At 65.9% G+C, this 21,959-nt stretch carries 20 protein-coding genes; 6 read left to right on the top strand and 14 right to left on the bottom strand.

Going from position 1 to position 21,959, the window contains the following annotated elements; all coding sequences use genetic code 11:
* Position 1: 1 nt before the first annotated feature.
* Positions 2-850 (bottom strand): DUF7537 family lipoprotein, encoded by an 849-nt coding sequence (locus tag P1K88_RS06025; protein ID WP_276413337.1) that lies wholly within the window; start codon positions 848-850, stop codon positions 2-4.
* 294 nt (positions 851-1,144) lie between these two features.
* Positions 1,145-2,107 carry a C-terminal binding protein gene (locus P1K88_RS06020; protein WP_276413335.1) on the bottom strand — a complete coding sequence of 321 codons (963 nt, stop codon included), beginning with the start codon at positions 2,105-2,107 and terminating at the stop codon, positions 1,145-1,147.
* Between the two features lie 308 nt (positions 2,108-2,415).
* On the opposite strand from P1K88_RS06020, the gene P1K88_RS06015 reads away from it, so the two are divergent.
* On the top strand, positions 2,416-3,006 hold the full coding sequence (locus P1K88_RS06015) for a 50S ribosomal protein L15e (protein WP_276413334.1): 591 nt from the start codon (positions 2,416-2,418) through the stop codon (positions 3,004-3,006).
* A 275-nt stretch (positions 3,007-3,281) separates the two neighbouring features.
* Here P1K88_RS06015 and P1K88_RS06010 read toward each other — a convergent pair whose 3' ends face one another.
* From P1K88_RS06010 to P1K88_RS05985, 6 genes are all read right to left on the bottom strand, one after another.
* The gene (locus tag P1K88_RS06010) at positions 3,282-4,313 is read right to left on the bottom strand and encodes an NAD(P)-dependent alcohol dehydrogenase (protein WP_276413333.1); all 1,032 of its coding nucleotides are present in this window, start codon (positions 4,311-4,313) and stop codon (positions 3,282-3,284) included.
* 38 nt (positions 4,314-4,351) lie between these two features.
* Positions 4,352-5,503: a galactonate dehydratase gene (gene dgoD / locus P1K88_RS06005; RefSeq protein ID WP_276413332.1), complete on the bottom strand. Its 1,152-nt coding sequence runs from the start codon at positions 5,501-5,503 to the stop codon at positions 4,352-4,354.
* A 93-nt stretch (positions 5,504-5,596) separates the two neighbouring features.
* Positions 5,597-6,760: an ABC transporter ATP-binding protein gene (locus P1K88_RS06000; protein WP_276413331.1), complete on the bottom strand. Its 1,164-nt coding sequence runs from the start codon at positions 6,758-6,760 to the stop codon at positions 5,597-5,599.
* A gap of 85 nt (positions 6,761-6,845) precedes the next feature.
* Positions 6,846-7,727: a carbohydrate ABC transporter permease gene (locus P1K88_RS05995; RefSeq protein ID WP_276413330.1), complete on the bottom strand. Its 882-nt coding sequence runs from the start codon at positions 7,725-7,727 to the stop codon at positions 6,846-6,848.
* Entirely contained in the window at positions 7,727-8,662 is a 936-nt protein-coding gene (locus P1K88_RS05990) for a carbohydrate ABC transporter permease (protein WP_276413329.1), read from the bottom strand. The genes P1K88_RS05995 and P1K88_RS05990 overlap by 1 nt, the downstream gene beginning before the upstream one ends.
* Positions 8,663-8,705: 43 nt before the next feature.
* Positions 8,706-10,178, bottom strand: a complete 1,473-nt coding sequence (locus P1K88_RS05985; protein ID WP_276413327.1) for an extracellular solute-binding protein — start codon at positions 10,176-10,178, stop codon at positions 8,706-8,708.
* A gap of 458 nt (positions 10,179-10,636) precedes the next feature.
* On the opposite strand from P1K88_RS05985, the gene P1K88_RS05980 reads away from it, so the two are divergent.
* On the top strand, positions 10,637-11,668 hold the full coding sequence (locus P1K88_RS05980; RefSeq protein ID WP_276413325.1) for an alcohol dehydrogenase catalytic domain-containing protein: 1,032 nt from the start codon (positions 10,637-10,639) through the stop codon (positions 11,666-11,668).
* A 279-nt stretch (positions 11,669-11,947) separates the two neighbouring features.
* Positions 11,948-12,715, top strand: coding sequence for an IclR family transcriptional regulator (locus P1K88_RS05975; protein WP_276413324.1), 768 nt, complete (start codon positions 11,948-11,950; stop codon positions 12,713-12,715).
* Between the two features lie 258 nt (positions 12,716-12,973).
* On the opposite strand, the gene P1K88_RS05970 is transcribed toward P1K88_RS05975, so the two are convergent.
* Genes P1K88_RS05970 through P1K88_RS05960 form a run of 3 tightly spaced genes read right to left on the bottom strand, consistent with a single transcriptional unit; the run spans position 12,974 to position 15,722 of the window.
* The gene (locus P1K88_RS05970) at positions 12,974-14,020 is read right to left on the bottom strand and encodes a Brp/Blh family beta-carotene 15,15'-dioxygenase (protein ID WP_276413323.1); all 1,047 of its coding nucleotides are present in this window, start codon (positions 14,018-14,020) and stop codon (positions 12,974-12,976) included.
* Positions 14,011-14,736, bottom strand: a complete 726-nt coding sequence (locus tag P1K88_RS05965; protein ID WP_276413322.1) for a lycopene cyclase domain-containing protein — start codon at positions 14,734-14,736, stop codon at positions 14,011-14,013. Before P1K88_RS05965 ends, P1K88_RS05970 begins: the two co-directional genes overlap by 10 nt.
* A gap of 14 nt (positions 14,737-14,750) precedes the next feature.
* Positions 14,751-15,722 carry a phytoene/squalene synthase family protein gene (locus tag P1K88_RS05960; protein WP_276413321.1) on the bottom strand — a complete coding sequence of 324 codons (972 nt, stop codon included), beginning with the start codon at positions 15,720-15,722 and terminating at the stop codon, positions 14,751-14,753.
* A gap of 337 nt (positions 15,723-16,059) precedes the next feature.
* Here P1K88_RS05960 and P1K88_RS05955 point away from each other — a divergent pair, with 337 nt between their 5' ends.
* Positions 16,060-16,335 (top strand): DUF7562 family protein, encoded by a 276-nt coding sequence (locus P1K88_RS05955; protein WP_276413320.1) that lies wholly within the window; start codon positions 16,060-16,062, stop codon positions 16,333-16,335.
* Between the two features lie 51 nt (positions 16,336-16,386).
* Positions 16,387-17,703 (top strand): RNB domain-containing ribonuclease, encoded by a 1,317-nt coding sequence (locus P1K88_RS05950; protein ID WP_276413319.1) that lies wholly within the window; start codon positions 16,387-16,389, stop codon positions 17,701-17,703.
* A gap of 459 nt (positions 17,704-18,162) precedes the next feature.
* On the opposite strand, the gene P1K88_RS05945 is transcribed toward P1K88_RS05950, so the two are convergent.
* A complete protein-coding gene (locus P1K88_RS05945) occupies positions 18,163-18,768 on the bottom strand; it encodes a transcription antitermination protein (protein WP_276413316.1) in 606 nt (201 codons plus the stop codon).
* A 69-nt stretch (positions 18,769-18,837) separates the two neighbouring features.
* Here P1K88_RS05945 and P1K88_RS05940 point away from each other — a divergent pair, with 69 nt between their 5' ends.
* Positions 18,838-20,052, top strand: coding sequence for an MBL fold metallo-hydrolase (locus P1K88_RS05940; RefSeq protein ID WP_276413314.1), 1,215 nt, complete (start codon positions 18,838-18,840; stop codon positions 20,050-20,052).
* 76 nt (positions 20,053-20,128) lie between these two features.
* Here P1K88_RS05940 and P1K88_RS05935 read toward each other — a convergent pair whose 3' ends face one another.
* Positions 20,129-20,422, bottom strand: a complete 294-nt coding sequence (locus tag P1K88_RS05935; RefSeq protein WP_276276497.1) for a DUF6432 family protein — start codon at positions 20,420-20,422, stop codon at positions 20,129-20,131.
* Between the two features lie 363 nt (positions 20,423-20,785).
* The gene (locus P1K88_RS05930; RefSeq protein WP_276413312.1) at positions 20,786-21,844 is read right to left on the bottom strand and encodes a hypothetical protein; all 1,059 of its coding nucleotides are present in this window, start codon (positions 21,842-21,844) and stop codon (positions 20,786-20,788) included.
* Between the last annotated feature and the right edge of the window lie 115 nt (positions 21,845-21,959).

The raw sequence follows: 21,959 nt of genomic DNA, 5'->3' as shown, positions 1-21,959 counted from the left end.
GTCAGTAGTCGGTCTGGCCCTGGCTCTGGGCGACGGCATCCTCGAGCCAGTCGGGGTCCTCGACCGACGTCGAACCCAGGTCGGTCACCGTGTAGCGCCAGTCGGCCGAGACGGGCCGTCCGTCCTCCGTCTCGCCGGTCAGGGTCCACTCTGTCGAGCGGGCCAGGCCGTCCCGGTCGACCAGTACGACGACGGTGAAGTCGGTGACCGTGACGTTCTCCTCGGTTCCGAAGGCCGTCGTGCCGTACTGTCGCCAGACGGTCGGGTCGGAGAAGACAAAGCGGTCGACGGTGGTCCCGTCGAAGGACTCAGTGCCGTCGTGGCGCGCGTCATCGAACTCGTCGTAGCCGGTCATGCCCTGGCTGAGGGCGTTCTCGACCAGATCGGTGTCGTCGGGTCGCACCTGGTAGAACGCCTGTTCGCCGTCGCCGAGTTTCGTGTAGGCCGTGCCGTCGGCGTGGAACGTCTCGAACTCGACGGCTTCGGCGTCGCCGACGATCGAGAACGACTGGGCGGAACGCTCGGCGTCGAGGTCGACGGCGTATGTACGCTCGATCGAGGACGTCGTTCCGTTGCTGTCGGTCATCTCGAAGTACAACCGGGCGGTGAAGCTCCCGGCGTCACGGAGCGCCTGCTCCGAGTCGGTGACTGCAAACGACTGGTCCGGGCTATCGCCGTCGCTGCCGTTCGGTCCCGCGTCGTCGGCCGACCCGTCGGCGCCGTCGCCACCGGTCCCGTCGCTGCTGCCGGCCACGCCGCCGTCCCCATCCTCGGAGACGGCAGCACCGCCACAGCCGGCGAGGAGGACCAGCAGAGCGACGAACACTGTCAGAACTGTGCGTGAACTCATCGAGCTAGAGACGCGTGGATACCAGATAAGGCTATGCGGTTGATACGATAGCGCCGACCACCCCGAATCACGGAGTCTGTGGGCGTTGTCGACGGGGCCGCGGACTGGTTTCGGTGGTTTCGATGGCGCGCATACCCGCCAGCCACCGATACCGTCGAGGGAAAGTGGCGGCGTCGCTCGCGGGGCGGTCGCCCGTCCCGGTCGAACTGCCGACCAGAGCCGTCACCGCACGGTGGTCGCTGACCAGGACGACATGAAGACACACGGACGTCGCCTGTCGGCGACGACGGGGGCTCAGAGCCAGTCGGTCGCTGGGTCGATACGGTCCGGTGGCGTCTCGCCGGCCAGCGCCGCGCGGACGTTGTCGGCGACAGTGCGGTTCAGGTCCGCTCGGGCCTCGACGGAGTACCACCCGGCGTGGGGGGTGACGATACAGTTGTCGAGGCCCACCAGCGGATTGTCGCTACTCGGCGGTTCCGCCTGGAGGACGTCGAGGCCGGCGGCCGCGACCTCGCCGGCGTCCAGCGCGTCGGCGAGGGCCGTCTCGTCGACCAGACCGCCACGGCCCGTGTTGACGAGCACGGCGTGGTCCCGCATGGACGCCAGCGCGTCGGCGTCGACCATCTCGCGCGTGCCGTCGGTCAGCGGTGCGTGCAGGGAGACGTAGTCCGCGCGCGCGTACAGGTCCTCCAGCGGTACCTTCTCGACGTCGTCCGCGGCCATCTCCTCGGCGTCGACGTACGGGTCGAAGGCGACGACCTCGAGGTCGAACCCGCGGAGGCGCTCCCGGACCTGCCGGGCGATGGGGCCGTAGGAGACCAGGCCGAGGGTCCGGCCGGGGACGCGATACAGCGGCCGGCTGTGCTCCCAGCCCCAGTTGCCCGCCGCGACGTCCCGGTCGTAGCCGGAGACGTTGCGAACGCAGTCCAGGAGCAGTGCGACGGTGTGGGTCGCCACTTCGGTCGTACAGTAGTCGGGGGCGTTCGTGACGGTGACCCTGTGCTCCGCGGCGGCCGCGACGTCGACGTTGTCGATGCCGACGCCGGCCCGTGCCACCACCTCGAGCGCGTCGAGTTCGGCGAGGACGGCGGCGGTAACCGGCGTGTTCACGTCGACGACGAGGCCGTGGGCGCCGCTGGCCGCTGCGACGAGCTCGTCTTCCTCGCCGGTTTCAGCGGCGATTACCTCGGCGTCGAGTGCCTCGTCGAGTTGTGCTACGTCTATCATCGGGTCGTCGCTGGCGACCACTCGCTTCATACGCCGAGTGTTTGTCTCCCGCTATATAACGGCCCCTTGCGTTCTCAAGCGACTGGAATCGTCACGATTGTCTGTGAGCAGGTCAGGTCGATAAACCACATGTCGGGATAGGAAATCGACCCGGCGGGCCCTGTGAGCGGTCCACAGCCTCGGGACAGTTCGAACCGTTTAAGCCGTCGAGTCCAGAACCTCCAGTAACTCGCTGGACGACGGGCGCCAGCGGGCACCTGCGTGTGCAGGTCGGGATGTGAGGCGCTCGGGGCGGAGCCCCGCAGGCCTTGAACCACGCAACGCCCGTGGTGATACACATGGCACGAAGTGCATACTCGTACATCCGAGACGCCTGGAAGAACCCGGGCGACGGCAAGCTCGCAGAGCTCCAGTGGCAGCGACAGCAGGAATGGCGAACGGAGGGTGCCGTCGAGCGCATCGAGCGCCCGACCCGCCTCGACAAGGCCCGTTCGCAGGGCTACAAGGCCAAACAGGGCATCGTCGTGGCGCGCGTCTCCGTCCGGAAAGGCGGCGCGCGCAAGCGCCGACACAAGGCCGGGCGCCGCTCGAAGCGCCAGGGCGTCACCCGAATCACGCGCCGGAAGGACATCCAGCGCGTCGCCGAGGAACGCGCCGCCCGCGTCTTCCCGAACCTCCGCGTGCTGAACAGCTACTCCGTCGGCCAGGACGGCCGACAGAAGTGGCACGAGGTCATCCTCGTCGACCCCGAGCACGCGGCCATCCAGAACGACGACGACCTCAACTGGATCTGTGAGGACCACCAGGCCGACCGCGTCTTCCGCGGGCTGACCGGTGCCGGCCGCCGCAACCGCGGTCTCTCGAAGAAGGGGAAGGGCACAGAGAAGACCCGCCCGTCCCTGCGCAGCCAGGGCGGCAAGGGCAAGTAACGTCCCCGTCCCCAGGGGCTCGATTTCTTCGATGGTACCGGCCCACAGCGGCCGCGCCGTCGTTCCTCGACTTACGGGCTGCCGGCCGACCGGAGCGTGGGGTGGCCGGTAGTCAGCGCGTTCAAAGGCGAGAGTGGCGAGTCGGCAGCAGTATTCTGACCCCGTCTATCTCCAGAGGTACACGTGATAGTTTCAGGTGGGGCAGAAATGAGTTGGTATTTTGGTGTAGAGACTCTTCTGGAGGATATATGTCTCTATAAGTGGCTATCTAGCCCTCAACTGTCAATTTTTATTATATCTTTGACGATATCTGAGCCCATTGACCGCTGGAAGGCGGTATCGATGTCAGAGAGCGGGGCCTCGAAGTCGACGATGCCCTCGACGTCGACGACGCCGTCGGCGAGCAGATCGACGGCCGCGTCGTAGGTGTTCTTGTAGCGAAACGACCCGTGGACGTCGAGTTCGTTGTCGATGACGTCGAGGACGTCGATGGGGATGGTCACCTCGGAGGCGAGGCCGACGAGGACGACGGTTCCCCCGCGGCGGACGACGTCGAACGTGCTCTCGATAGACGGAGCGGCGCCCGATGCCTCGACGACCACGTCCGCGCCGACGCCGTCCGTGTGGTCGTCGACGGCCGCCTCGAGGTCCGTCTCGCTGACGTCGACGGTGAGGTCGGCGCCACGTTCCGCGGCGACCGCCAGTTTCTCCGGCACCACGTCGGTGAGGACGACGTCGGTGGCGCCCGCGGCACGGGCGGCCTCCATCACCAGCAGCCCGATGGGGCCCGCGCCCGTGACGACGACGGTGTCTCCGGTCTCGACGTCGCCGCGGCGAACGGCGTGGATGCCGACGCTGAGTGGTTCACAGAGCGCGCCCTCGGTGGTCGAGACGCTCTCGGGCAGTCTGTACGCGAAGTCGGCCGGCCACGAGACGTACTCGGTGAAGGCACCGTCGTGTGGCGGCGTCGCCATGAAAGTGACGTCCTCACAGAGGTGGTAGTCCCCGCGCTTGCAGTGGGTACAGCGGCGACAGGGGACACCCGGTTCCAGCGCGACCCGGTCGCCGACCGACAGGTGTGTCACCGCGTCGCCGACGGCGACGACCTCGCCGGCGCTCTCGTGGCCCAGCACCAGCGGGTTCTCGACGACGTAGTCGCCGATGCGGCCGTGTTCGTAGTAATGGACGTCGGACCCACAGATGCCGACGTCGCGGACGGCGACGAGTACCTCGTCGGGGGCCGGTTGCGGTCTGGGACGGTCGGTGAGTTCGAACTCGGTAGGTCCGACTAGGACTGCGGTTCGCATACGAGAGTGTGGGTCGGTGACCTACTAAAAGAGCCGGGTCACCACTCAGCGACGCTCCCGTCGGCGTGGTGCCAGACGGGGTTGTACCAGTTGACCTCCGCCTGGGCCTGCTCCCGGACGGTGGCCTCGTCGACCTCGATGCCCAGCCCCGGACCGGTCGGGCGCTCGACGTAACCGTCCGCGAACTCGAAGGTCGTGGGGTCCTCGAGGAGGCCGAGGCGCTTGCTCGACTCGGGGTCGTCCACGCCGAGGTCCTGTTCCTGCATCACGACGCCCTGGGCGCTAAAGCCCACCTGGAGGTGGGCCGCGAAGGCGATGGGGCCCAGCGGGCAGTGAGGGACGACGGCGACGTCGAAGGCTTCGGCCATCGAGACGAGTTTCTTCATCTCGCTGATGCCCCCGACGTGGATCAGACAGGGCTCGATGACCGAGACGGCGTCGTCGACGAACAGCTGCTTGAAGTCGTACCGGGAGTAGAACCGCTCGCCCGTCGCGATGGGGACGGTGGTCTGTTCGCTGAGACTCGCGAGCACTTCGGAGTGTTCGGGCAGGACGGGCTGGTCGACGAACATCAGGTTGTACGGTTCGAGTCGCCGGACCAGCTCGCGGACCATCGCCTTCGAGACGCGGCCGTGGAAGTCGACGCCGATGAAGCAGTCGTCGCCGACGGCGTTCCGGACGGCCCTGATGCGGTCGAGGGCGTGGTCGACCGTGTCGGCGGTCTCGAGTGGCCGGAACTTCCGGGCGACGTTGAACTTGAGCGCCCGATACCCCCGGTCGTATCCCTGCCGGGCGGACTCGGCGATGTCTTCGGGGTCGTCGCCGCCGATCCACTGGTAGACGAGCATCCGGTCGCGGACGTGGCCACCCAGCAGCTGGTGGACCGGGGTGTCGTGGTGGCGGCCCTTGATGTCCCACAGCGCCATGTCGATGCCCGACAGTGCGCTCATCAGCACCGGGCCGCCGCGGTGGTAGCCACCCTGGTAGAGCTTGCGCCAGTGGTACTCGGTCCGGCGGGGGTCGCGCCCGAGCAGGTGCCCCTCGACGAGTTCGGTCACCGCCGACCGCACCGTCTCGAGACGGCCCGGGAGAATCGGCTCGCCCCACCCGACGACCCCCGTATCGGTCTCCAGTTTCAGCAGTAACCACCGGGGCGGCACGGCGAACAGCTCGTAGTCGGTGATTTGCATGCGTGGTCAATAGGGGAGTATCTACTTGAAATGGCTGGTCCGGACCCACCGCCGACCGACTGCGAGCGAAAAACGACGACGCACGTCGCGGGGTTACTGACTGGCCGACTGCATCCGCTCCTCGAGCGCGATCTCCGCCTCTTCCCCGAGCTGGCGCTGGTGGATGGTCTCACCCGACCCGGCGTCGAACAGGTGGATGTCCGCTGCCGGGATGTCGACGTAGACGGTCTGTTCCTCCGAGATGGGGCGCTGACCGTCCGTCTCGGCGATGAACGTCTGGTCGTCGTCCTGGTTGGACGGCTTCAGGTAGACGTAGGAGATGCTCCCCATCGGCTCGACGACGTCGACGACGGCCTCGAACTCGGTGCCGACGGTCGGTTCGTCGTGCAGGGAGATGTCCTCCGGACGGACACCGAGGGTGAGTGCGGTCCGGTCGCCGACGGCCGTCTGCATCCGGTCGGTCAGGTCGAAGTCGAAGCCGTCAACCCGGAGCGTTCCGCCCTCGACGGTGCCCTCGAAGAAGTTCATCGAGGGCGAGCCCAGGAAGCCGGCGACGAACTGGTTCGACGGACGGTAGAAACACTCGAGCGGCGTCCCGACCTGCTGGATCTCCCCGTAGTTGAGGATGACCAGCCGGTCGCCCATCGTCATCGCCTCCGTCTGGTCGTGGGTGACATAGAGCGTCGTCACGTCCAGGTCGTTCTGGAGGCGGTTGATCTCGGTGCGCATCTCCGCGCGGAGCTTCGCGTCCAGGTTACTGAGCGGCTCGTCCATCAGGAAGACGTTCGGGTCCCTGACGATGGCACGGCCCAGCGCGACGCGCTGTTGCTGTCCCCCCGACAGTTCGCCGGGACGGTTGTCGAGCAGGTCGCCGATGCCCATCATCTCGGCGGCCTCGGTGACCTGGCGCTCGATCTCGTCTTCGGAGAGGTCCGTGGACATCTTCAGACCGAACGACATGTTCTCCTCGACGGTCATGTTCGGGTACAGCGCGTAGTTCTGAAACACCATCGCGATGTCCCGGGCGCGCGGCCCGAGCTGGTTGACGAGGGTGTCGCCGATGTGGATGTCGCCCTCGGACTGGGTCTCGAGCCCCGCGACGATGCGCATGAGCGTCGACTTCCCGCTGCCCGAGGGACCCACGAAGACGATGAACTCGCCGTCGTGGATATCCAGCGAGACGTCGTCGACCGCGACGATAGACTCGTCGCCCTCTCCGAACCGCTTCGTTACGTCGTCGATTGTGATTCGAGCCATTAGTGAACCTCCGTCGTGCGGCTATTTACCGCCACCGCATGGGCGTGGTCTGCGAGCAGTGCGCGCCGTGTCGTTGCAGTCGTGCTCATTCTTTGATCACCACACCGAAGCTGAGTCCCGCGGCGAGGTACTTGTTGACCGCGATGAGGAAGATCACCACGGGGACGATCATCGCCGTCGAGGCGGCTGCGAGCATCCCCCACTCGATGGAGCGGGAGCCGATAAAGGAGTAGACGAACAGCGTGACCGGGACTGCCTCGAAGCTCGTCAGCACGAGCCCGAAGAGCAGCTCGATCCACGCGAAGATGAAGCTGATGATGGCCACCGAGAAGATGCCGGGTTTGGCCGCAGGCAGGACGACCTTCATGAAGCCCTGGAACTGGGTCGCACCGTCGACCCGTGCGGCCTCCTCCAGCGTCTCGGGGATGCCGTCGAAGAACGCCTTCATCACCCACACGACCAGCGAGAGGTTGATGCTGATGTACATCAGCACCATCCCGATCCGGCTGTCGAACAGATTCAGCGCCCGGAAGATGAAGAAGAACGGCAGGACGACGGCGATGGGCGGGAGCATCCGCGAGGAGAGGATCCACACGAGCACGTCCCGCTCCATCGGGATGTCGTACCGCGAGAGGACGTACGCAGCCGGGACCCCGATCAGCACGACGAGGACGACCGATGCGCTGACCATGAAGAGACTGTTGGCGAACGCGTTGACGAATTCCGACTGCTGGACGAGCTGGATGTAGTTGTACACCGTCGGCAGGAAGATCCACTCCGGCGGGAGCGCGTTCGCCTGGCCCGGCGGTTTCAGCGACATCGACGCCAGCCAGTACAGCGGGAACAGCACGATGAACGACCAGGTCAGCAGGATGCCGTGTCGGATCACCGTGACGAGCGTCTCGCGGGTCTCCTTGTCGAGCCACTGCGAGCCGGTCGCCGCGGTGTCCAGGTCTGCCGACGCCATCAGTCCCACACCCCCTCGAAGCCGACCTTCGCGATGACGATGTTCGCGATGGCGATGACGAAGATGAGATAGACGACTGCGATCGCCGCGGCCACGCCGAACTGGTTGTTGATGAACATCTGTTCGTAGATGTTGATGCTCACCAGTTGCGTCGCCGTCCCGGGACCGCCCTGGGTCAGTCCGTACACCACACCGAACGTCCGGAACAGATCGATCATCCTGATGAGCGTCGCGACGAACACCACCGGCTTCATGTACGGGATGATGACGTGGACGTAGCGTCGCCACAGGGGTGCGCCGTCGACCCGCGACGCCTCGATGAGCGTCGTAGGCACCGACGAGAGCCCGGCGTAGAAGATGATGAACATGAACGGCGTCCAGTTCCACGTATCGAGCAGTATCACGGTGAGCAGTGGCAGATCAGAGAGGAACGAGGGTGCGGCAAACGGCGTCGCCGTGTTGATGACGTACGGGATGATCCCGATCTCGGTGTTGAGCATGAGTCGCCCGATGGTCGCAAGCGAGACGGGCGCGACGGCCATCGGGATGATGAACAGCACCCGGTAGAACGACTTCATCCGATTGGAATCTTCGACGCCGGAGACGAGTGCGGCCAGGACGAACCCGAGGACGCTCTCGAGGAACAGCGCGCTGACGACGACGGTGACCGTGATGACAAACGAGTGGAACGCACCGCCGCGGGTGAACGCCGTCTCGAAGTTACTCAGCCCGGCGAACTCGGCCGCGAAGATGTTCAGCGTGGGCTCCTCGATCAGCGAGAGGTACAGGTCGTAGGCACCGGGGAAGAAGGTGATCATCACCATCACCAGGACCATCGGTGCCATGAACCAGTACGGGAGGTAGTCGTTCCACAGGTCCCGGAGTCTGGCGAGGCCTTGCGTGTTGCTAGTTTCTGTTTGTGTTGGTGTACTCATGGATTACGTGAAAAAATTTGACGGACAGGTCTGTCGTCCGGCCTCAGCTGCTGTAGATGTCTTCGGCGGCCGCCGCGGCGTCTTTCATCGCGGTCTCGGCATCCTTCTGGCCGGCGATGGCGCGCTGCAGTTCCTCGGAGTAGCGCTGGCCCCACTGGGGGTACTTGCGGTCGAACGGGTCGGGCGACGAGACCTTGAGCGACTCGAGCGAGACAGTCGCGTAGTCCTCGCCGACCTTCGAGATGTAGTCCTCGTCCTCCCAGGTGGACTGGCGCACGGAGAAGACACCGCTGCTCTCGACGTTGATCCAGCGGTCGGTCGGCGGCGAGGTCGCCCACTCCATGAACAGGAACGCCTGCTCGGGGTTGCTGGCGTTCGTGGACGTCGAGATCTGCCAGTTGAACGCGTTGGGGTTCAGCTCGCCACCCTCCGGCTTGGGCACCTTCGCGATCCGAACAGTGTCGGCGACGCTCGACTCGTCGCTGGTCAGGCCGCCCCAGAACATGTTGGCGTCGGCGACGATGTGACCGCTGCGGCCTTCCTGCATCGTCGTGAGGACGTCCGACCAGGTCTGGGAGTCCGCGCCGTCCGGCCCGTAGTCCTGGAGCAGGCTCGTGTAGTACTCTGCTGCCTCGATGACGCCGTCGGTGTCGAGCCCGGAGTCGTTCGGGAAGTCGGTCCAGAGGCTGGTCCCCTTCTGACGGAGCAGCGTGTTCAGGATGTAGATGTTCATCCCGTAGCCCTTCTGGCCACGCCCGGCCGTGCCGGGGAAGTCCTCGTTCTCGTCGATGACCTGCGCGTTCTCGCGGTGCTGTTGCCAGGTCTCGGCGACCTCAAGGCCGTGTTTGTCGTAGAGGTCCTGGCGGTAGAACTGGGTCTGGACCTCGACCGTGATGGGAAGTCCGGTCCAGTTGTCGCTGTAGCCACCACCGTGGGCCTGCCAGCGCGACCCCTCGAAGAGGTCGCCGGGCTGGTAGAAGCTCTCGTCGTAGAGGCTCTCGTCGTTGAAGTACGGGTCGAGCGGCTGCAGCCAGCCCTCTTCACGGAACTGGTTGACGACCTGGTCCATGAAGAAGACGTCGAACTGCCCGGCACCGGTACTCGCGTCGGTCTGTCGCTTGGTCCGGAACTGGTTCTCCGGCAGGATGTTCCACTGGACGTCGATGCCGGTCAGTGCCTCGAAGGTCGGAATCGCCGGCTTGATGGCCGACACCCACGGGTGCTGGACCGCACCGATGTTGATGCTGTCGCCCTCGAACTGTTTCCAGTCGATGTCGGCGCTGTCGTACTCGCTCAGCGAGATCGGGAGCTCGTCCTCCGAGCTGCCGTCGTTCGAACCGCCGTCGCCGCTGGAGCCCCCGTCGCCGCCGTCGCCGCCGGACCCGCCGTCGCCGCCGGACCCGCCATCACCGCCGGAGCCACCGTCGGAGCCCCCTCGAGTACATCCCGCGAGGCCCGCTGTGATTCCGACACCCGTCGCTTTCAGAAACTTCCGCCTGTTTGAATTGCTTGGCATGTTCGATTGCCTCACACTAAGCACATTGTTCATGGATAATAAAGCTACTCCCTTCCCCTCCGAGACGCGTTCGGTCGAGACATTTCGAGAGTGAACAGCCGGAACGATCCGTCCGGAGCCGGGAGATCTGCCGGGTTGGGCGAGAAGCATGGACCGCGCACTCAGCGAGACGGGGGGCGCTGAGAGCGCGAGGCTGCCTGGCTCTGTGAAACGAGCACTGCCAAAGTAACCACCACCCACGCCGGTGGAAAGTTTTTAATAGAACCTCACACCATATCCGGGACGAGAAAGCCGATCGCTACACGCGTGGCGACCGCAGGAGTCGGCCCCGGTTCGGCTCCCGACCGCCTGCAGACGGCCCACCACGATTCAGAGACTATGACACGGAACCTATCCAAGCACTCCCAGTATCGCTTCACATCCCGTTCACGCGCGCGCGCCAGGGAGGGCGGGAACTGATGCGCGTCGCCGCCCTGACGGACGTCGGAGAAATCGAGATCCAGGAGCGGGAGCGACCCTCGCCCGACCCCGACGAGGTACTCGTCGAAGTCGGTGCCTGTAGCGTCTGTATGACCGACTTCCACATGTATCACGGTACCTTCCCGGTGGACAAGCCGATGGTCCCGGGTCACGAGAGCGCCGGCACCGTCGTCGAGGTCGGTGCCGACGTCGAGACCGCCGCAGTCGGCGACCGCGTCGCGGTCAACCCGACCGTCCCGTGTACCGTGTGTTCGTACTGTAAGGAGGGCGACACGCACCTCTGTGAGAGCAGCACGAGCATCGGCGGCGCCGCCGAGACGGTCCGCGACGGCGCCTTCGCCGAGTACGTCAGAGTCCCCGAGATCTGCATCGAGGACATCGGCGACATGCCGTTCGACCGGGCAGCCCTGGCCGAACCCCTGGCCTGCTGTGTCCACGGCGTCGAGGTGGCCGACATCACCCCGGGCGACAGCGTCGCCATCATCGGCGCGGGCCCCATCGGGCTCCTCCTCCTCCAGTCGTTTCGCAACGCGGGCGCCGGTCCCATCGTCGTCTCGGAACTGGACCCCGAACGGCGGGAGGTCGCGAGAGAGCTGGGCGCGGACGCGGTCGTCGACCCGACCGAGGTCGACCCGGAGGCGGCGATTCCCGCGGCCGCCGGCGGGAAGGTCGACGTGGCCGCCGAGGCGATCGGTCTCGTGCCGACCATCGAGCAGGCCAACGCCGTCACGGCCAACGGCGGGACCACGCTCATCTTCGGCGTGCCCGCCCAGGACGCGACGCTGGAGGTCAGCCCCTTCGACATCTTCTACCACGAAATCGACTATCGTGGCTCGTTCGCGCTCAACACGGAGGACTTCCAGCGAGCCATCACGATGCTCCGGACGGGGCGCGTCGACGCCGACAGCGTCATCACCGATCACATCGGCCTCGAGGACATCCCGCGCGCGTTCGAGCGCATGGACGACGCGGAGGGACTGAAGAAAATCGTCGACCCGAGTCGGACCTGAGTCCGGAACCGGGCCGACCACCCCATCTGCGCGTGACGGCACCGTGAGCCTCGCGTGGGGCGGTCCACTTCGGGGGAAAGCGCGGCGGGTGCGACACGCCGCGGGCGGACCGGCGTTCTGCAGAGCAGAAAAGATATGCTTCGTACCATTTCGGACCGGTAGAAAAGTAATATTGGTGATTTATCATGATATATATTACCGTGCCATCGAGTAGCAGGTGCCTCGTGTTCTTTTCTAACGAACAAAGTTATACGTCGTCGCTCTGTACTGGATGACAGCATGTCATCCGACCAGGACTACACCATCGACGCGACGGAAACCTCGCTCGACCTCCTCGAGACGCTCGTCGAGTCGGACGAGCCGATGGGGGTGACCGCGCTCGCGGAGAGTCTGGACGTCTCGAAGAGCGTGGTCCACAACCACCTCTCGACGCTCCGGGCCAGGAACTACGTCTGCAAACGGGGAAATCGCTACGAACCGGCGCTGTGCTCGCTGTACATCGGAGCGAAGACGCTACAGCGGTTGCCCATCTACACGGCGGCCAAGCGGTACCTGGACAACCTCGCGTCGGCCGCCGGAGAGACCGCGGTCCTGTTCATCCTACAAGAAACAGCCGGTGTGCCCGTCTATATCGCCGAGTCTCCGGATGGATGGTCACCGCGCTACGTCCCGGGCGAGCGCCTCCCCCTGCACGTGAACGCCCCCGGGAAGGCCATGCTCTCGGCGCTCTCGGAGGAGCGCCTCGACACCTTCGTGGCGGACAGAGACCTCGTCGCGCCCACGAGCGCCACCATCACCGAACCCGACGCGCTGAAAGAGACGCTTCGGGGCGTCCGCGACGAGGGATTCGCGTTCTGCAGAGGAGAACAGTACGAGGGTATCGTCGGCGTCGCCGCGCCGGTGACGACCACCGAGGACGAACGCGTGGCCGCGCTGGGCGTCTGTGGGCCCGTGGACAGGCTTCACGGCCGGTATCTCGAGGAGGACATCCCCGGCCAGGTATTCAGTACGGCGAAGTCGATAGAGGTCGAGCTCACGGGACAATAATAATACATGTACACCTGTTATCTGTGCTGATTCCCCCATTCCGAGTGTATAATATCCGTTTTTAAATCCATAACTCCACATTGTATTCTCAAAGTATGATTATATAACTATATGGCTTATTTGGCCTGCATGTTACGATTTGCGATTCTACAAGTGTGAGTTCTATATCTGTTTTTTCTGTATTCACGTCTGTCTTCGTGGAACGGGGTTCGAATCGCTCGGCGGGGAGGCGGGGCCCACGGGAGGAGGCACCCCGGCTCAGGCTGCCGCCCAGATGTCCTGTTCGAGGTCCATCAGCGTGACGACGACGACGTGGGGGAGCGTCACCACCGCGATGAACACGAGATAGAGCGCCACCCACTCCGGGACTGTCTGTGGCGGGTCCGGGACGAGGACGGCGAGGCCGGCGAGGAGTGCGAGCGACGCCACCGTGAGCGGGGCCGCGTCGCGGGCGAACCGTCCGAGTGCACGCGCGGGGTGTCGGTTGCGGAGTGCGGTCGCCGCACGGTCGTCGACCGCCAGCAAGCGAGCGACGTGGCGCAGCGAGTGCCAGAGACAGAAGTAGACGCCGATGGCCAGCACCGGCGGAACCAGCGCGAAGTACACGACCAGGCCCAGCGTCTCGCCGGCGTCAAGCAGCCAGGGGGCCCGGTCCGACGCGCGGGCGTATCCCACGGCCAGCGTCGCGACGAGGACCGCCGCGTAGGCGACGGCCAGCCCCGCGCGGACGTCGGGCCGGAAGACCACGTCCAGCGCCGCCGACGCGCCGGGCGCGAACAGGCCGACCAGGTCGCCGGCGACCCGGCGGTACCAGGCCGGGAAGGCGAGCAGTGGGACGAGCATCGGGAGACCGCCACGGACGACGACCGTCGCGACGCGCTGACCGCCGGAGCGGACGTGGTCGGCGTCCGCGAGTGCGACCAGCGAGAAGAGGTCCCCCTGTCCCCAGTGGAACCAGGTGAGCGCGATAAAGAGGACGAAGGCGACCGCCGGCGCGAGGAACCACAGGACCGCGTAGGCCCCGCCCAGAGCGACGTAGAGTCCGAAGACGCGCGCGACGGCACGTACGTCGGGGGGCACCCCGCGGGTGCGCGCGACCGCGAGGTGGTCTACGGCCCCGTGTGGGAGGCCGAAGACGACGACGCTGAGCACCAGCGGCGCGTACTGCAGCGCCGGCGAGAGCGACGCGCCGGCCAGAAACAGCGCCGCAAGCAGGAGTGTGACCACCCACGAGGGGACGAAGACGACGCGGCGAAGCGTCTCGCGAGCGGGTCGAGCGACGAGCGACCGGTCCGTCACTGCCATCTATCGACCACCCAGGCGTAGAGGACGACGCCCTGGACGACAAACAGGGACGTCAGCAGGAAGAAGGTCGCCTCTTCGATGGGCAGGCCCAGCAGTGGCACGTCGAGGCCGAGCGTGTGTTCCTTCGAGATGACCCAGATACCGAGTGCCAGGGCGATGGTGTCGACCACCCAGAGGTAGGCCATCGGGACGAGCGTCCCGACGGCGACGGTCCGCCAGTGATCGAGGAGGAACGGCCACCCGAACGCCCACTGGATGGCCAGAATCGGTGCCCCCCAGGCGAGCAGGAGGCCCAGGTACAGCCCGCCGGGACGACCCAGCAGCGCGAGCCCCGACAGGCCGACGAGGGCGGCTGCTCCCAGGCCCGCCAGCCGCGTCCGGACCGGCAGCGCGAGCGGGCGCGAAGTATCGACGGGGAAGCGCCCGACCCACAGCCCGACGACGATGGGCTGGAGGACGAAAAAGAGGTACTCCCCGAGCGGGATGTCGGCCACCCGGAGTGCGACGCGGCCCTCACCGTACCACCAGGCGCCACGGAGGATGAGGTAGCGGTCCCACGGCGTGGTGTAGACGGCGGCCAGGCCGGCGAGCACGAGCGTCCCCGTCAGGACGACGCGGCGGCTGGCGAGCCGGTAGCGAGCGGCCAGCACCAGCCCGACCAGCACAGGCAGGATAAAGACCGCGTGAAACTGGAGGTACGTCAGTGGATACGGCATCACCGCGGCGCGGATCAGCCGCGCCAGGCGGGCTGGCCGTGGCTGGCGACTTCCGTCGACGCGGTGCTCGGGCGGCGTTCGGAGACGGCGCTGACGGCGTAGAAGGTCGCCTCCGGGTCGCCGTTGCGCCGCCAGTGCCACCAGGTCCGGGCGAGCAACCAGAGACGACGACGCCGGGTCAGCTCGGGCGTCTCCGTCAGGACGTCGTAGCCTCGCGACCGGATGAGCCGGTGGTGTTCGGCGTACAGCACCGCCGCGAGCAGGACGCCGAACTGACAGTCCTCGGGGAGATAGCGGATGCCGGCCACGCCCTCGCGGTAGAGGTCGTCGGTCCGGGCGACTTCCTCCTGCATGACCGCCCGGAACGCCTCGTCGACCCGGGCCTCCGCCAGCTGGTCTTCGGTCACGCCGTGGCGCTCCAGCGTCTCCTGGGGGAGGTAGACCCGCCCGTACTCGTGGATGTCCTCGCGGACGTCCCGGAGGAAGTTCGAGAGCTGGAACGCCTCGGCGAGGGCCGCCGCGTGCGGACGCGCCTCCGCCTCCTGATCGGGCCCCATCACCGTCGTCATCATGTTGCCGACGGCCACCGCCGACCCGCGCATGTACTCCCTGAGGTCCTCGAAGGTCTCGTAGCGGGCCTGGGCGATGTCCATCTCCATCGCGTCGATGAAGACGTTGATCTCGTCGTCGTCGATGCCGTGTTCCGCCGCGAGCTCCTGGAAGGCGGCCATCACGGCCCCCGCCTCGGAGTCCTCGGGCTCGCGGTTGCCCAGCGCCATCTCGCGGAACTCCTCTAAGCGCTCGTGCTGGACCGCCGGCGGCGGACCGTCCGGCTGGTCGACGATCTCGTCTGCGACGCGGAAGAAGGCATACATCACGTACGTCGGGTGACGGATGCGCTTTGGCAGGAGCCGCGTCGCGAGATGGAACGTCCGACCGGTCTGTCGCTGGATCGATCTGCTCGTGGTGATATTCTCAGATTGCATTGGATTTGGGCGGCGTGACAGTCGGAGATGATGCGAGTCGCATCTGCGGCAGACTCCTCGAGTGTCCCGGTGCGGTCCTGCGGCGGGGGACCGGGTGGGGGCCACGGGGGCGCACGTGGGACCACTCGTCTCCAGAGGATTGCGTCATCTTCTTGAGACAACGTGCCCTATAACTTTAACCTGTGTACCCAACCGTGTTAGGCACCGGCCCGTAGACTCGGTTCCCGGGCCTGCTGTCGGGCGTCGCGGCCGGTCCGATTCTGCACCGGCCGACCGGCGAGACGGTCCGGTCCCGGGGGTGGAAAACGATATAGGGAACCCACCGATAGTAGGGCATATGTTCGGGTCCCGGGCCCGCCGGGAGACGGTGACCTGCATCGCCTGCGGGGAGACCGTGTCACGGTCCGACGCCCGCGAGTACGACAAGTACGGGGACCGGTGGGACCGAACGGACAAGGAGTTCGAGTACGTCTGCAAGGCATGTTTCGGCGACCTCTGTCGCCAGCCCCGACGGGGACTAGAGCGGACGTTAGACGAGGCCGGTGCCGGGAAGACCGACCGGGAGACGTTTCTCGAGCGGTTCCGGGAACTGTCCGAGCGCCGCCGCGAGTGAGGCCGTGTCCGGCCCGACAGTCCTAACTACACCCTGGTCGTAGGCCGCCCCATGACTACCGAGGACGCACAGGCGGCGGCCGGGACCGCGGAGGGGCAGGGCCCCGTCGAGATCGACGAGGAGATGGCCCGCCACCTGGCCAACAAGCGCGAGGAGTTGTTCGAGAAGTTCGGCATCCGCGACGAGTTTCCGCCGGAGGTGCTAGAGGAGGCCGAGGCCCGGACCGAGGACGTCCAGCAGGAGATACAGGACGAACTCGACGAGCGCGAGGATCTCCGGGCGATGACGACGTGGACGACCGACCCCGTCGACGCCCAGGACTTCGACGACGCCATCTCCGTCGAGGAGCGCGACGACGAGTACGTCCTCTGGGTCCACATCGCCGACGTGACCCACTACGTCCACCCGGAGTCGGCGATGTGGGCCGAGGCCGTCGAGCGCGGGAACACGGTGTACCTGCCGGCCTACACCATCCACATGCTCCCGCCGGTGCTGGCAGAGACGGTCTGTTCGCTGGTCCCCAACGAGGACCGCCTCGCTCACACCGTCGAGATGCACCTCGACAAGGAGACGCTGAGCTACGAGGACATCGACATCTACAAGTCCGTCATCGAGAGCGACGCCCGCCTGACCTACACGCAGGCCGAGCGCCTGCTGGACGATCCCAACAGCGCCGACGACCTGCTGGAAGACCAGCGCGTCGACCTCGCCGAGAGGACCGAGCTCGTCTGGGAACTGGCCGACCGGATGCACGAACAGCGCAAGGAGGACGGGTCGCTCGTGCTCAACCCCGCGCGCGATCGCGCACACACGATCATCGAAGAGTGCATGCTGAAGGCGAACAAGGCCGTCACCCACGAGCTGATGTGGGACCGCGGGGTCGAAGCGATGTACCGTGTCCACCCGCAACCGAGTCCCGAGGAGTGGGACGAGGCGCTCGTCGAGATACAGGAGCTCGACGGCGTCTCCATCCCCGGGTCGGCGTGGGACGACCCCCGGAAGGCGGTCAACGCCACGCTCGAACAGGCCCCCAAGCGCCAGCTGAGCAAGATTCAGTGGGCCGTGATGAAGGTCATGCCCCGCGCGAAGTACATGAACGACCCCTTCGGCGGCCACCACGCGCTGAACTTCGAGATATACGGCCACTTCACCTCGCCCATCCGTCGCCTGTCGGACCTCATCAACCACTGGATCGTCTACACCAACGACGTCCCCGAGGACCTCGTGGCGCTGTGTGACCGTGCGAGCGACCGACAGAAAGACGCCGAGCAGTGCGAGCGCGAGTACAAGCAGTTCCTAGAGGAGGTCGGCCTCGACCCGTCGGCGGTGAACAACCGCGGCCTCGAAGTCGTCGACGACGAGGACTGATAGTGACTGCTGTGAGTCATTTCGGCACCAACCGCACGACTACGTGCGGTCGTACCGGTAAACAGTCACAGCAATCACTATGAGCCACGGGCCGGCCCTCGAGGGCGACGGGACGACGACTGGACCGCGAGTCGTCGGGCAGGTGCTCCCGACCCGGACCGGTTTGTCGTCGATGACCGCCCGCGAGACCAGGCCGAGCGTCTGGAGGTCATCGAGGCAGTCGGAGCGGGCCTTGTCGGCGACGCCATCGAGCGCCCCCTGTGGTCGCTGATGCCCCGCCCGTCGTCTGCCAGTAACGTCGAGACGACGACCGGGTGCCACTTCGTGCCCGGCACCGCCGTCGCCCGCCAGCGGTGTGCGTGTACACCCACCCGCTCCCGGCCGCCTGCCGCTGAAGACATAGCCGCAGTGCACCGAACACGCACACAAGTACTGGTGTGGTGTCGATGGCGACGGCACTCAACAGACTGGTCTCGGGTCGAGTCCCATCGCCTCGAGGGTCTCGGCGTAGTCGGCGTAGACCGCCTCGATGGCGTCGACGGCGGCGGCGGCCGCCTGCTCGCGCTCCTCGGACGAGAGCGACTCGAGCGCAGCACTGGGATAGTCGAGGTCCGCAGCCCCCGTGCGGATCTCGCGGAACCGGTCGGCGCTGGCCCTGTCGGGTTCGTTGAGGAAGAAGTTGACCACCTGCAGGTAGAACCGGTCGGCGAGCAGCGGGGGCGCGACGAGGCCAGCCCCCACGCGAGCAGGCGTCTCCGCGACGGTGTCGAGGTGCGCGACCAGCGCGTCGTCGCCCTCGGCCTCGGCGTCGAGCCGGTCGGCGCGGTCGACGGCGTCGGCCGCCGCGTCCGCGAACGTCCCGGCGACGGCCGTCTCGGACGTCTCGACGCCCCACCGTTCGAGCGTCCGGGCGAGGCCGCGCTCGCGTGTCGCCGCCGCCGTCCGGACCGCGGCCGGTTCCAGCGTCGCCCCCGTCACGGCGATCAGGAGCTTGTCCGACCCGAGGCGATCGAGTTCCGTGGCCGTCGTCTCGCGAACCGTCTCGATGGTGTCGGCAGGACCCATACCGGACGGTGGGGCGAGACGTATTTCAATCCCCGTCCGACTTATCCGCCCGCGAGACCAAGCGCTGGTATGGCCACCAACGCACCGACTCCGCCGGCCGAACCGGCGGGGCTGTCGGCAGCGGACCTGAAACGGCGACTCGACGCCGGCGAGCCCATCCGCTTACTCGACGTCCGCGACCGGGAGGAGTACGAACAGTGGCACATCGACGGCCCGACGGTCACCGCGACACAGGTCCCGTTCACCCGGGTCCTCCAGGCCAAGGTCACCGGCGACGTCGACGCGCTGCTGGCGGGCCTCGAGAGCGAGGGCGAGGGCGAGGGCGAGGGCGAGGGCGAGGGCGAGGGCCCCATCGTCACGGTCTGTGCCGAGGGCGAGGCCAGCGAGTTCGCAGCGGGCCTGCTGGTCGACCACGGCGTCGAAGCCCGGAACTTAGACGGCGGGATGGAGGGGTGGGCGCGACTCTACGAGGCCCACGAGGTCCCGTGCGAGGCGGCCACCGTGGTCCAGTACCAGCGGCCGTCGTCCGGGTGTCTGAGTTACCTGGTCGTCGCCGATGGCGAGGCCGCCGTCGTCGACCCGCTCCGGGCGTTCGCCGACCGCTACGTCGACGACGCCGCCGCCCGGGACGCGACGCTCCGCTACGCCGTCGACACGCACGTCCACGCCGACCACGTCAGCGGCCTCCAGCGACTCGCCGCCGAGGGCGTCGAACCTGTGTTGCCCGCACGCGCAAACGAGCGAGGCCTCGCCTACGCGGTGACCGAACTCGACGACGGCACGGCCGTGACTGTCGGGGACGCGACGCTCACGGCCGTCGCGCTCCCCGGCCACACCACCGAGATGACGGGGTTCCGCGTCGGCGAGGTGTTGCTGACCGGCGACAGCCTCTTCCTCGAGAGCGTCGCCCGCCCGGACCTCGAGGCCGGCGACGAGGGCGCCCCGGCGCTGGCCAGGGACCTCCACGAGACGCTCACCGATCGACTCGCCACGCTGCCCGACGACACGCTGGTCGCACCGGGCCACTACGACGACCGGACCGAGCCCGCCGCCGACGGGACCTACACCGCGCGCCTGGGCGACCTCAGGGACCGCCTGCCCGCGTTCGAGCTGGACACCGAGGCGTTCGTCGACGACGTCACCGGCGACATCCCGCCGCGGCCGGCCAACTTCGAGCGCATCATCGCGGTCAACCTCGGCCGGGAGACCGTCGCGGAGACTGAAGCGTTCGAGCTCGAACTCGGGCCGAACAACTGCGCGGCGACGCCGCTCGAGAACGTCTGAATCCGGAAGTACCTGAATCCGGGTGGGTCAGCGAGGCGCGAAGCGACAGCGGCGCGACGCACTCCCGCCCGTCAGGTCACAGCGGGAGTCGCCTGCGCAACTGGTCGAGCAGTGACTCCTCGTCGTCCGGCTGGTCAGCCCCGACCACGTCCTCGTGTGGGAGGATGACCGTCCGCTCGCCGTTGTCCTCCACCTCGATGAGGTCGTCCGCCTTGAGAGCGGCCAGCGCGTCTTCGATCTGGTCGATGCTGACGTCCGCGCGCGACCGGAGTTCGAACACCGTCATCCCCTCCTGGTGGCGGTCCGCGAGGGCGTCGAGCACCGCAACTTCGGTATCGTCTCGGTCACGGTACTCCCGCTTCGCTCTCATACGTGGTACTATAGTCGGACGGCTCTTGGCTTTGTCCCTCGTTCAGGCGGTCGGTGTGCAGTCGCTGCCACCGTCTCATTCTATCAGCGAAGACGGTTCACCTACTGTTATCGACACAATGACCGAAATCGAACTCTGGAAGCCGCCAGCAGATCGATTCCCAGGGAAGCCACCAAGTCGGCTGCGTAACCGCGGAAATGCCGCGACAGTAGCAGGGGCGCAGCGTCGGGACGCAACGGGACGAACGTCACGCTGTCAAGACATACGCCGTCCTCCACAGGTGCCTGTCTCGCAATCATCAGTGGCTCTCTCAGTCGCCCGTCCTTCGTGCAGCGTGAACGAATCGAGGAGAACTCGACACCGCTACGGCGGGTACTTCTCGGTATCCTCGTCCATCTCCGGGTAGTCCAACTCCGTCGTGGAGTTTTCCGCGCCCTCGATATAGTTCGGGTTTGCCGGTCCAAACTTCCCTGTCGATAGGTACGCGAACCAGTATTCCGGATAGTTATCCCCAGTGTAGCGGTCGACCATTGTTTTTGAGACGTAAGTTGTCCTGTACAGCTCACCATCGGGAGTCACCGCCCTGTGATACACGCGGTCGGGAACCCAGCTCTCGTTTACATCCGCATCGCTCCCTACGTAGTCCTCTACAATCAGATCGTAGGTGACTAGAAGTGAAGCGTCGATAGCTGTCAGCTTGTCCGAGCTAGGACTATCACTCTCAAGACGGTACGTGACGACGATATACTCCTTCTCGGGATTCACCGCGTCAACTTCGTCGGCGGGGGTCATGTGGACATCTTCATCATCAGCGAGCTCTTGATAATCAATCGTAAACTCCCCGAGTTGCTCGCTCCGATTCCACTTTGTCGCATCACCATCGTACCAGCCACCAGTAGCATCATCGTAGTCACTCACGTCAAGGGCGTACTGGAATGTGGAGTTTGGCTCCGCAGACATCGACTTGATCGTGTACTCACCGTCTTCCGGCAGGACGAGGTCTTCAATTTCAGCACTCTCATCGGGGCCATTGTTATCATCCGAGGCGATAACTGATCCGTTCGGTGCAACGACTTTCAGGCGTGGATCGCCCTGAGCGGCTTGCATCAGGACAGTTACCTTCTGACCTCTATCGCCTTCCATCTTCACCGGTTCGTAGAAGCCCTGGTCTCCCACGGGGTCCTTGGAATCAATCTCTCCGCCCGCAATCTGACCGAGTTCGACACTCCGAAGGTCTTTGCCATCTGCAGTAGCGGTTGTGGTGGTCGTGAAGTTGTTGAGACCACACCGACAGTCATCCTCGGTCGAAGTGACCGTGGCCGTCTCTGTGCTCGGGACCGGTGTCGCGTTCGGGCCCGTGTCAGCCGTGCTCGAAAGTGCGGAACACCCCGCAGAGAGCAGAAGGAGCGCAACCACAGTCAATAGTAGCGTAGACCGTAAATTTTCACCAGTCATAATCTCTATGTTTATATTTCTCATTCTTGTATTTAAATCTAAAGGCAGAGGTGCGTGTTTGTTAGACACCCCACACACGGAT

It is taken from the genome of Haloarcula halobia, from assembly GCF_029338255.1.
In the GTDB taxonomy this organism is placed as follows: domain Archaea; phylum Halobacteriota; class Halobacteria; order Halobacteriales; family Haloarculaceae; genus Haloarcula; species Haloarcula halobia.
Note: the sequence above shows the minus strand (reverse complement) of the source record. Positions and strands in the feature narration are given on the sequence as shown.

Excerpts from the sequence above, each read along its gene's own strand:
- P1K88_RS06025 (WP_276413337.1), bottom strand. The coding sequence starts at position 850 with ATGAGTTCACGCACAGTTCTGACAGTGTTCGTCGCTCTGCTGGTCCTC.
- P1K88_RS06020 (WP_276413335.1), bottom strand. The coding sequence starts at position 2,107 with ATGAAGCGAGTGGTCGCCAGCGACGACCCGATGATAGACGTAGCACAA.
- P1K88_RS06015 (WP_276413334.1), top strand. The coding sequence starts at position 2,416 with ATGGCACGAAGTGCATACTCGTACATCCGAGACGCCTGGAAGAACCCG.
- P1K88_RS06010 (WP_276413333.1), bottom strand. The coding sequence starts at position 4,313 with ATGCGAACCGCAGTCCTAGTCGGACCTACCGAGTTCGAACTCACCGAC.
- dgoD (WP_276413332.1), bottom strand. The coding sequence starts at position 5,503 with ATGCAAATCACCGACTACGAGCTGTTCGCCGTGCCGCCCCGGTGGTTA.
- P1K88_RS06000 (WP_276413331.1), bottom strand. The coding sequence starts at position 6,760 with ATGGCTCGAATCACAATCGACGACGTAACGAAGCGGTTCGGAGAGGGC.
- P1K88_RS05995 (WP_276413330.1), bottom strand. The coding sequence starts at position 7,727 with ATGGCGTCGGCAGACCTGGACACCGCGGCGACCGGCTCGCAGTGGCTC.
- P1K88_RS05990 (WP_276413329.1), bottom strand. The coding sequence starts at position 8,662 with ATGAGTACACCAACACAAACAGAAACTAGCAACACGCAAGGCCTCGCC.
- P1K88_RS05985 (WP_276413327.1), bottom strand. The coding sequence starts at position 10,178 with ATGCCAAGCAATTCAAACAGGCGGAAGTTTCTGAAAGCGACGGGTGTC.
- P1K88_RS05980 (WP_276413325.1), top strand. The coding sequence starts at position 10,637 with ATGCGCGTCGCCGCCCTGACGGACGTCGGAGAAATCGAGATCCAGGAG.
- P1K88_RS05975 (WP_276413324.1), top strand. The coding sequence starts at position 11,948 with ATGTCATCCGACCAGGACTACACCATCGACGCGACGGAAACCTCGCTC.
- P1K88_RS05970 (WP_276413323.1), bottom strand. The coding sequence starts at position 14,020 with ATGGCAGTGACGGACCGGTCGCTCGTCGCTCGACCCGCTCGCGAGACG.
- P1K88_RS05965 (WP_276413322.1), bottom strand. The coding sequence starts at position 14,736 with ATGCCGTATCCACTGACGTACCTCCAGTTTCACGCGGTCTTTATCCTG.
- P1K88_RS05960 (WP_276413321.1), bottom strand. The coding sequence starts at position 15,722 with ATGCAATCTGAGAATATCACCACGAGCAGATCGATCCAGCGACAGACC.
- P1K88_RS05955 (WP_276413320.1), top strand. The coding sequence starts at position 16,060 with ATGTTCGGGTCCCGGGCCCGCCGGGAGACGGTGACCTGCATCGCCTGC.
- P1K88_RS05950 (WP_276413319.1), top strand. The coding sequence starts at position 16,387 with ATGACTACCGAGGACGCACAGGCGGCGGCCGGGACCGCGGAGGGGCAG.
- P1K88_RS05945 (WP_276413316.1), bottom strand. The coding sequence starts at position 18,768 with ATGGGTCCTGCCGACACCATCGAGACGGTTCGCGAGACGACGGCCACG.
- P1K88_RS05940 (WP_276413314.1), top strand. The coding sequence starts at position 18,838 with ATGGCCACCAACGCACCGACTCCGCCGGCCGAACCGGCGGGGCTGTCG.
- P1K88_RS05935 (WP_276276497.1), bottom strand. The coding sequence starts at position 20,422 with ATGAGAGCGAAGCGGGAGTACCGTGACCGAGACGATACCGAAGTTGCG.